The organism is Nostoc sp., assembly GCF_041747015.1.
Lineage (GTDB): Bacteria > Cyanobacteriota > Cyanobacteriia > Cyanobacteriales > Nostocaceae > Nostoc.
In genome coordinates this window covers 1-8,797 of record NZ_JBGTFY010000191.1, presented here as the reverse complement: position 1 = coordinate 8,797, position 8,797 = coordinate 1, and the positions used below count along the sequence as shown (strand labels likewise).

The 8,797-nt window shown below is 44.3% G+C and carries 7 protein-coding genes and 1 pseudogene; 6 read left to right on the top strand and 2 right to left on the bottom strand.

The window, feature by feature from the left end; translation table 11 throughout:
• Both ACEW80_RS16370 and ACEW80_RS16365 read right to left on the bottom strand, forming a co-directional pair.
• A pseudogene (locus ACEW80_RS16370) lies at window positions 1-156 on the bottom strand (DNA-binding response regulator); the annotation flags it as partial.
• Window positions 157-485: 329 nt separating this feature from the next.
• Window positions 486-959, bottom strand: coding sequence for a ferredoxin (locus ACEW80_RS16365; RefSeq protein WP_373527610.1), 474 nt, complete (start codon window positions 957-959; stop codon window positions 486-488).
• A gap of 247 nt (window positions 960-1,206) precedes the next feature.
• Here ACEW80_RS16365 and groES point away from each other — a divergent pair, with 247 nt between their 5' ends.
• From groES to ACEW80_RS16335, 6 genes are all read left to right on the top strand, one after another.
• Window positions 1,207-1,518, top strand: coding sequence for a co-chaperone GroES (gene groES, locus ACEW80_RS16360; protein ID WP_292766180.1), 312 nt, complete (start codon window positions 1,207-1,209; stop codon window positions 1,516-1,518).
• Window positions 1,519-1,704: 186 nt separating this feature from the next.
• Window positions 1,705-3,339, top strand: coding sequence for a chaperonin GroEL (gene groL / locus ACEW80_RS16355; protein ID WP_373527611.1), 1,635 nt, complete (start codon window positions 1,705-1,707; stop codon window positions 3,337-3,339).
• An 85-nt stretch (window positions 3,340-3,424) separates the two neighbouring features.
• Window positions 3,425-4,237 (top strand): Rpn family recombination-promoting nuclease/putative transposase, encoded by an 813-nt coding sequence (locus tag ACEW80_RS16350; RefSeq protein WP_373527609.1) that lies wholly within the window; start codon window positions 3,425-3,427, stop codon window positions 4,235-4,237.
• A gap of 476 nt (window positions 4,238-4,713) precedes the next feature.
• Complete coding sequence (locus tag ACEW80_RS16345; protein WP_373527608.1) at window positions 4,714-7,626, top strand: cyclic nucleotide-binding domain-containing protein; 2,913 nt, start codon at window positions 4,714-4,716, stop codon at window positions 7,624-7,626.
• 279 nt (window positions 7,627-7,905) lie between these two features.
• Window positions 7,906-8,487: a DUF6272 family protein gene (locus ACEW80_RS16340; RefSeq protein ID WP_373527607.1), complete on the top strand. Its 582-nt coding sequence runs from the start codon at window positions 7,906-7,908 to the stop codon at window positions 8,485-8,487.
• Window positions 8,488-8,528: 41 nt separating this feature from the next.
• Window positions 8,529-8,797 (top strand): hypothetical protein (locus ACEW80_RS16335; protein ID WP_373527606.1); only part of this gene is annotated, 269 nt, incomplete at its 3' end.

Below are 8,797 nucleotides of genomic sequence, written 5' to 3'. Positions count from 1 at the left end.
TCCATTTTCAGCGGTGATAACTTCATATCCCCGGAATTCCAAGTAATCCTTCACCAGCAAGATGAGGTTAGGGTCATCATCAATCAATAGAAGTCGTTTGTGATCTTTCATGCTGGGCTCTTTCATAGCAGTGGCACTTGTTGCGCTTCGGTCGATCAAAGTCTTGAATGTTTATCCTCTATGGTGGGTTATTCGAGATGTTGTCCTTTTTCCTACTTAACTTGCCTTTGCTGTCTCGAAGTCTTACAAAATGCCGAGCATTTTCCATAGACCAGTAGCTCGATAGCAAAAGTCCAGCAAGGATACGTATAGCAGTAGTATCTATAATGCGCTATTATATATCGCATTGAAAGTGGTGGGCGAAAAAACACTGACTTAAATAATAATCCTTCTTACTCACAAGTAAGTATTGGCTTAAAGATGACCCTACCTCAAAACCAACCCGCACTTTCTGAAAGGTTACTGCTATACCATATCCTTCGGTTTTAAGCCTCTATGAGGTGTTCACAAGAAACTAGGGAAGTTTCTGGCAAAGGATGGGTTAAAAACGCATATTCTTCAACCACCTTATTGCCGATTAAGTGTTCTTGGATGATCCGCTCAATAACTTCCGCGTTTGCTTGGCGATACCAGACACCATCAGGGTAAACCACCATTATGGGTCCAGAACAACAAACACGCAAGCAGTTGGCTTTAGTTCTAAAGACGCAAATGGGATGACTCTGTTGCGGCTCATCGAGATTTAATTCTTTAAGCCGCTTTTTTAAGTATTCCCAGGATTCCAGACTAGCTTGTTTTGAGCAGCAGTTAGCAATTGTCTGGTCAGCACAAATAAAAATGTGTCGCTGAATTTTTGCAAGTCCTAAACTTTCTACACAATTACTCAGGGCTTCATGTTCTCGATACTTAGTGGTTTTGGGGATTTGATGGCTAGACTGGATCACTGTATTGTTACTCATCGAGCGGCTCCCTGATTACAGTTTTATAACAATTTCTCAGCTTTGCAAATAAAGTTGACTATATAAAAATATTCGTAACTTACAAGACGAAACCTGAAAGGTAGAAATAATTAAGCATTTATACTTAAGTACACCGATGATCTTCTAGTTCGGGAACCCGTACTCAAGGGATTCTTGCCATTAGATGCCATTTTTCGGTAAATTAGCACTCGGGGGTTGAGAGTGCTAAAACTCTGGAGAAAATAATATGGCAGCTTTATCTTTAAGCGTTTCTACAGTTAAACCTTTGAGCGATCGCGTTTTCGTAAAAGTGAGCGCCTCAGAGGAAAAGACCGCAGGTGGTCTGTATTTGCCCGACACTGCCAAGGAAAAGCCCCAAGTAGGGGAAGTAGTTGCCCTTGGGCCTGGCAAGCGTAACGATGACGGTAGCCGTCAGGAATTGGAAATTAAAGTCGGCGATAAGGTGCTGTACTCTAAGTACGCCGGCACTGACATCAAACTCGGCACCGAAGAATATGTACTGCTTTCTGAAAAAGATATTTTAGCAGTCGTGATCTAGTGGGGAGTAGGGAATAGTAGTGCTGAGTGCTGAGGAGCCAGTGCGTTGGGCGGCTCTGCCGACTTGAAGCAACTGGCCTTGCTGAGTGGGGAATCTCAATTCTTTACTCAGAACTGGGAACTCGGAACTATTTTGCCCAATGCCCATTTCAAAAAAATTGACTTAACTCCCGGAATTCAGATATTTATGGCAAAGCGCATTATCTACAACGAAAACGCCCGTCGTGCCCTAGAACGAGGCATTGACATCCTGGCTGAGGCTGTAGCTGTTACCCTTGGCCCCAAAGGTCGTAACGTAGTCCTAGAAAAGAAATTTGGTGCACCACAAATTGTCAATGACGGTGTAACGATCGCCAAAGAAATCGAATTAGAAGACCACATTGAAAACACTGGTGTAGCTCTGATTCGTCAAGCTGCTTCTAAGACAAATGATGCTGCGGGCGATGGCACCACCACTGCCACCGTTTTAGCCCATGCGATCGTCAAAGAAGGCTTGCGGAACGTTGCAGCAGGTGCTAATGCGATTTCGCTGAAGCGTGGTATAGACAAAGCTACTGCCTTCCTGGTAGAAAAAATCAAAGAACACGCCCGTCCAGTGGAAGATTCCAAAGCCATTGCCCAAGTTGGTGCGATCTCGGCTGGTAATGACGAAGAAGTTGGTCAGATGATTGCCCAAGCAATGGACAAGGTGGGCAAAGAAGGCGTAATTTCCCTAGAAGAAGGGAAATCTATGTTCACTGAGTTAGAAATTACTGAAGGGATGCGCTTTGACAAAGGCTACATCTCTCCCTATTTTGCTACCGACGCTGAACGGATGGAAGCGGTTTTTGATGAGCCTTTCCTACTGCTGACCGATAAGAAAATTGCTTTGGTACAAGACCTTGTGCCAGTGTTAGAGCAAGTTGCTCGTGCTGGTCGTCCTTTGGTAATTATCGCCGAAGATATCGAAAAAGAAGCTTTGGCAACTTTGGTAGTAAACCGTTTACGCGGTGTACTCAACGTGGCTGCTGTTAAGGCTCCTGGCTTTGGCGATCGCCGCAAAGCACTGTTAGAAGACATCGCTGTTTTAACTGGCGGTCAACTAATCACCGAAGATGCTGGGCTAAAGCTAGATAACACCAAGTTGGATAGTCTGGGTAAAGCTCGCCGCATCACCATTACCAAAGACAGCACTACAATTGTTGCCGAAGGTAACGAAGCTGCTGTTAAGGCTCGTGTCGAGCAGATTCGTCGTCAAATCGATGAAACCGAATCTTCTTACGATAAAGAGAAACTGCAAGAGCGTCTTGCTAAACTCTCTGGTGGTGTTGCTGTGGTGAAAGTGGGTGCAGCGACCGAAACTGAAATGAAAGACAAGAAACTGCGCCTAGAAGACGCTATCAACGCCACTAAAGCTGCTGTGGAAGAAGGTATCGTTCCTGGCGGTGGTACAACTCTGGCTCACCTTGCTCCTGAATTGGAAACTTGGGCGAAGAGCAATCTTAAAGATGAAGAGTTGATTGGTGCTTTGATTGTCGTTCGCGCCTTACCTGCACCTCTGAAGCGGATTGCTGAAAACGCAGGTCAGAATGGTGCTGTGATCGCTGAACGTGTGAAAGAGAAAGAATTTAATGTTGGCTACAACGCTGCGACAAACGAATTCGTCGATTTGTTAGCTGCTGGTATTGTTGACCCTGCTAAAGTCACTCGTTCTGCTCTGCAAAACGCTGCTTCGATCGCTGGTATGGTGTTGACAACCGAATGTATTATAGTTGACAAACCTGAACCTAAGGATGGCGCTCCTGCTGGCGGTGGCGGTGGTGGCGGCGACTTCGATTACTAATACTTTGTAGTTACATAATTTGTGAAAACGGCTGCTTCCTTTATGGAGGCGGCTGTTTTTTTTGTGTCAGGAGAACAAAAAGAGGGTGAGTTACGACAACGCTTGTAAATATTTAGCTGAACAGTATCCAGCCGAGTTTGTCCGTTGGTTGCTTGGGGTAGAGGTGCAACAAATTGAAGTATTAAAAACGGAACTCACGCTTGAACCAATTCGTGCGGATTCTGTGACATTTTTGCAAGCAGTTAACCAAATTTTGCACATTGAATTTCAAACTTTGGCGAAATCTAATCCGGCGCTTAATTTCCGAATGTTGGATTATTCGGTGAGGTTGAAGCGTCAATATCGTTGTCCTGTGGTGCAAGTGCTAATCTTTTTGCAGGAAACTGCTAACGAAGTGGCTTTTACTGAACAATATCGGGACAACACGACGATTCACCAATATGAGGTTGTTCGTCTTTGGGAACAAGATTCAACAATATTTTTAGTTAATCCGGCGCTGTTACCTTTAGCAAGTTTGACACGAACTGACTCGCCGCAAACTTTACTGGCACAAGTGGCTGAACAAGTCGCTAAAATTCCAGATAGGGAGAAGCGACAAAATATCGCGGGTTGTGTAGAAATTCTGGCGGGTTTGCGGTTTGACAAAGATTTGGTTCGTCAATTTTTACGGGAGGATATTATGAAAGAGTCTGTAATTTATCAAGATATAGTTCAAAAAGAAGCGTTTAAATTGATTAGTCGTCAACTTAGACGGCGCTTTAGTGATATTGATGCATCATTAGTTGAGCAGGTTCGGAATTTATCTGCTGAACAGTTAGAAAATTTGGGAGAGGCGTTGTTGGATTTTTCGGAAGTTGCTGATTTGCTAGGTTGGTTAGAACAGCAGAAACAAGCTTAATCAAAATGAATACAAACCCCCTTTATTACAAAGAGGGTGTTTTAAAAGTTTTGAGTGGTCAAATTTATGCCAATCGCCTCACCATGATCCGGATCATGGCAAGGTAGATAAACAGTTTTTATTAGTAAATAAGATGCGTTCGCCCTGCCTTACCCGCTGACGACTGCTGCCCCATCTTTAGTCTGCTGAGGGTGCATCGCGGATTGCTTCATAACGTTCGGGAAGACGCAGCCAGACGCTCACGAACTTGCTAACGCTGCGCTATCGCCGGAAGCTGGCGCTCAGACTTCTCTTCGTGTTCTCTGTGCCCACCGAAGTTTTGAATGGCGGCTTCCGCCGCTCAAAACTTCTCTCTGCGGTTTGATTCTTGTGTAACTTGTGCATAAATCCTATAAATACCAGTGTATATAATTAGGTACTTAATTTTTTGTGGGCTGAAACATTGAAAATTTGTTTAGTTAATTTTTCCAATATTGATGTCCAATACTGATGATAAAGGGCTAATTATGTTCGCTAAGACTCCAGAACGGCAAATGCACATGGTCAGGTGGTGGCTAACCTGTAGTTGGTTGCTACTGATTTTTTTCCTGTTTTATGACCCCATCTCACCCTGGCTAACTGACCCCAATAATACACTGAGCCCCTTACGCATTGCTCCAGAGGTCTGCGTAAAGGTGCAGGGAGTTTGCCTGAAACAAACACCCTATGCTCTGGGAGCACGGCTATTCTGGACAATAATTGTTCCCGCCTCAATTTTTATTCTTCTAGTTTTTGGGCATGAACTTTGGCGACGGATTTGTCCCCTGTCATTTCTGTCTCAGATTCATCGGGCGCTAGGATGGCAGCGACAACATCGACGAGTTGATTTGAAAAGCGGGAAAACTTCCTATGAGTTAGTCAAAGTCAAAAAAGATTCCTGGCTTGGTCGCAACTATTTGTATCTACAGTTCGGTTTATTTTATCTTGGCCTGTGCATTCGGTTACTCTTTGTCAACTCTGACCAATTGGCACTGGGTATTTTTTTAATCTTCACAATTCTGTCAGCGATCGCAGTAGGCTACCTCTACGGTGGTAAATCTTGGTGTCAATATTTCTGTCCAATGGCTCCAGTGCAGAAAATCTACGCTGAACCAAGGGGACTGCTAACAAGCAAAGCTCATGAGGGCGACCGACAAACCATCACCCAATCCACGTGCCGTATTGTTAATCAGGAGGGTAAGGAACAGAGTGCCTGTGTTGCCTGTCAAAGCCCCTGCATAGATATTGATGCCGAGCGGTCTTACTGGGATGGCATCACCAAACCTGAGCAAAAATTGCTCTACTACGGCTACATTGGGCTGGTCATCAGCTTCTACTATTACTACTACCTCTACGCAGGAAATTGGGATTACTACTTCTCTGGCTCCTGGACTCACGAGGCAAATCAACTCGATACCATTCTAAGTCCTGGTTTTTATCTGTTTAACAAGCCGATTCCAATTCCAAAGCTAGTAGCAGTACCCCTAACTTTAGGTTTTTTTGCTGCGGGTAGCTATTTTCTGGGATTGAAGCTAGAGAAAAGTTACAAGAACTACCTGCTACGAACAAACCAATCCCTGAGTAAAGAGCAGATTCAGCACCGGATTTTTACCTTCTGCACCTTTATTGTCTTTAATATCTTCTATGCGTTTGGAGCCCGTCCAAATACGGCTCTGCTGCCCCTGTGGTTACAATACTTTTATAATGTCTTGCTAGTGATTGTTAGCACCCTCTGGTTTTACCAAACCTGGAAATGTAGCCAAGACCTTTACTTACAGGAAAGCCTTGCCAGCCGCCTTCGCAAGCAGCTAAGTAAGCTCCAACTCGATGTCTCACGATTCCTTGAGGGACGTTCTTTAGAGTCTCTCAATCCCAATGAAGTCTACGTACTAGCGAAAATCCTCCCTGGTTTCACGGAAGAAAAGCGGCTCCAGGCTTACAAAGGAGTGCTACGGGAAGCCCTAGAAGAGGGCTATGTGAACTCCTCCAACAGCTTGGAAGTGCTACAGCAGATCCACCAAGAGCTAGATATTAGCGACAAGGAACATCTCACAGTCCTCACAGAATTGGGGGTTGAAGACCCAGACCTGCTTGACCCCACCAAGCAGCAAACCAGAGAAGATCAGGTGCGCTTGCAAAGCTATCGCGACCAGATAGCAAGCATAGTGGGCAGCAAGCGACGGCGAACTGCTAAGGGACTAGGGCGAGAGCTATTAAAAGTGGTGCAAAAGCAAAAGTCCATTCAGGACGTACTCCCGAAAGATCCTCAGGCTATGCGATCGCTAAGACGAGAGTATGCTATCACCTTGGAAGAGGAAGAAAAAATCCAAGCGAGCCTTAACGATGAAGCAGAATTGCTCCGCAGATCTGATATCCTCTTGAACCAGCTACACGAGTTGTCTAAACGCTACCAGGCTCTGACACAGCCCCTACTACCAGATAAAGTAGCGGCTTGGACTTTACTCCAATCAACTGTAGAGCAAAAACAGCAACTGATTGCCAAGGGGCTATTGGAAATTCTCAAAAGCCTGGAGTACAGTCCTGAAGGAACCCGCATTGCTCTTGCTCTCGGTAGCCTGGTGCCGAATGTATTGCCAAACTTGCTTGAGGATGAAACATCCCAATGGCAGAAGCGCCTCAGTCCAAAGATAATTTCACGGCTGATTCAACAGATTAAGAGGGCGACCGACATCATACCTGAGATGGAGCCAGCAGTAATTGTTAGCCATTTAGAAGTGCTGCTCCAAGAACCAGACTCGCTGACCCAGGCAGTCAGTCTCTACATGATTTCTCAACTAGATGTTCAGCGCAGCCAGGAGTTAGCACGGCATTTACTCGACTCAAGGCTAACAGTGAAGGCTCTAGTGCGGGAAACTGCCCAAATGCTGCTGAACCAGAAAGCCCAACCCGACACTGCCCCTGCTGCCATTAGCAGCATCGAAAAACTGCTGTACCTATTCGGCAGCGACCTGTTCAGCAATCTGAAGATTGAAAACTTGATGGAGCTCGCTTACCAGTCTCAAGTTAAGGTGTACAACGCTAATGAAGTTGTGATTGAGCAGGGTAAAAAAGGTAAGGAACTTTTGTTACTCATCAAAGGAGAAGCCCAACTTCAGGTCAATCTTGATAATGAGGAGGCAATTGTTGAAAGCCTATTACCTGGTCAGATGCTCAATGAAATAGAGATTTTGGCTCGTACTGAACAAGCTGCCACAATAATTGCCACAGTTCCAGAAACACACATCTTGGCTATTGATGTAGATACCTTTGATGTCCTCTTATCTCGGGTTACTAACTTTGCCCGAACGGTGTTGGAACAGAAGAGTCTTCTTCTGCAAAGATTAGTTCAGCAGAGCCGAAAGAGCCATTAACTAACGGGACTTAAATATTTGGAAGATAGTCATGAGTGTATATCGCATAGTCAGTCTTCATACTCAAGTTTTGAATAATCTTCCTAATCCGATTCAATTCCCTGTATTACCAACGAAAATTTTTTGAGTTGCATCTAGCTGTAGATGCTTAGAACCCACATCTTTACAATCTACCTGTTTTTGGTCTTAACCAAAAGCTATTGGCTGTGATTGAGGATTTTGAGCGGCATATTGGTGAGCAAAGAGTCTACAATGCTTGTGTTAAAGCAGAAATAGTTAGTGAATGAGGATTTGTTGACTATGACGGAAATATTCGGAGACTTCATTGACGATTTGCTTGACAGTGGGGAACACTTGGAAATCGAATTTACGCCTGGCTCTGCCCCAATCAAGGAGCGCTGGCAAAACAATGGGTTGTCTGCTGATTTTATGGCTGATTACTTTGCAATCTTCTTTCCCAAAAGTGAGACTAAAGCGGAGGTAAAGAGTACTGTTAGCTTCATTGCCAACGAGTTGTTAGAGAATGCCATGAAATTTAGAGATGAGGCATCAAACAATTCCATCAAGGTTTCGCTCCAACTGTATGAGGATAAACTTGTGTTTGTTTCAACTAACAGTGCCAATCCCCAAAAGGTCAGAAAATTTCAGGCATTCATCCAGGAGATAATCACCTGTGACCCAGGTGAATTATATATTCATCAGATAGAAAAGAATATGGAAGATGAGACATACAGCATCTCTGGGTTAGGCCTGTTGACAATAATTAACGATTATCAGTCAAAAATAGGCTGGAAGTTTGAGACCGTTCAAAAGGAATCAGAAGTCACCATCGTGAGCACAATGGTGCAGTTGATGATATGAACTACATGGCGAGTACAAATATATTAAGAGGCTTTAGGTGAATGGAGATTAAAACCGAAAACTATAACATCTGGTATGACGCAATGGCTAAAGCTGTAATTTTTCAAGGTTCATTACGGCTAAGTGAAATAGAAGAATCCGCAGCTATTGTGCAGTTGCTAGATGATGTGATTGTTCAACCGCCCGAAATTTTAATACTCAACCTACGGGAATTGAGATTTCTTAATAGTTCAGGAATTAATGTGGTGTCGAAGTTCGTCATTAAGGTGCGACAGCAGAAAAATATGCAGCTAGTGGTACAAGGCTCCAC

Excerpts from the sequence above, each read along its gene's own strand:
- ACEW80_RS16365 (WP_373527610.1), bottom strand. The coding sequence starts at position 959 with ATGAGTAACAATACAGTGATCCAGTCTAGCCATCAAATCCCCAAAACC.
- groES (WP_292766180.1), top strand. The coding sequence starts at position 1,207 with ATGGCAGCTTTATCTTTAAGCGTTTCTACAGTTAAACCTTTGAGCGAT.
- groL (WP_373527611.1), top strand. The coding sequence starts at position 1,705 with ATGGCAAAGCGCATTATCTACAACGAAAACGCCCGTCGTGCCCTAGAA.
- ACEW80_RS16345 (WP_373527608.1), top strand. The coding sequence starts at position 4,714 with ATGTCCAATACTGATGATAAAGGGCTAATTATGTTCGCTAAGACTCCA.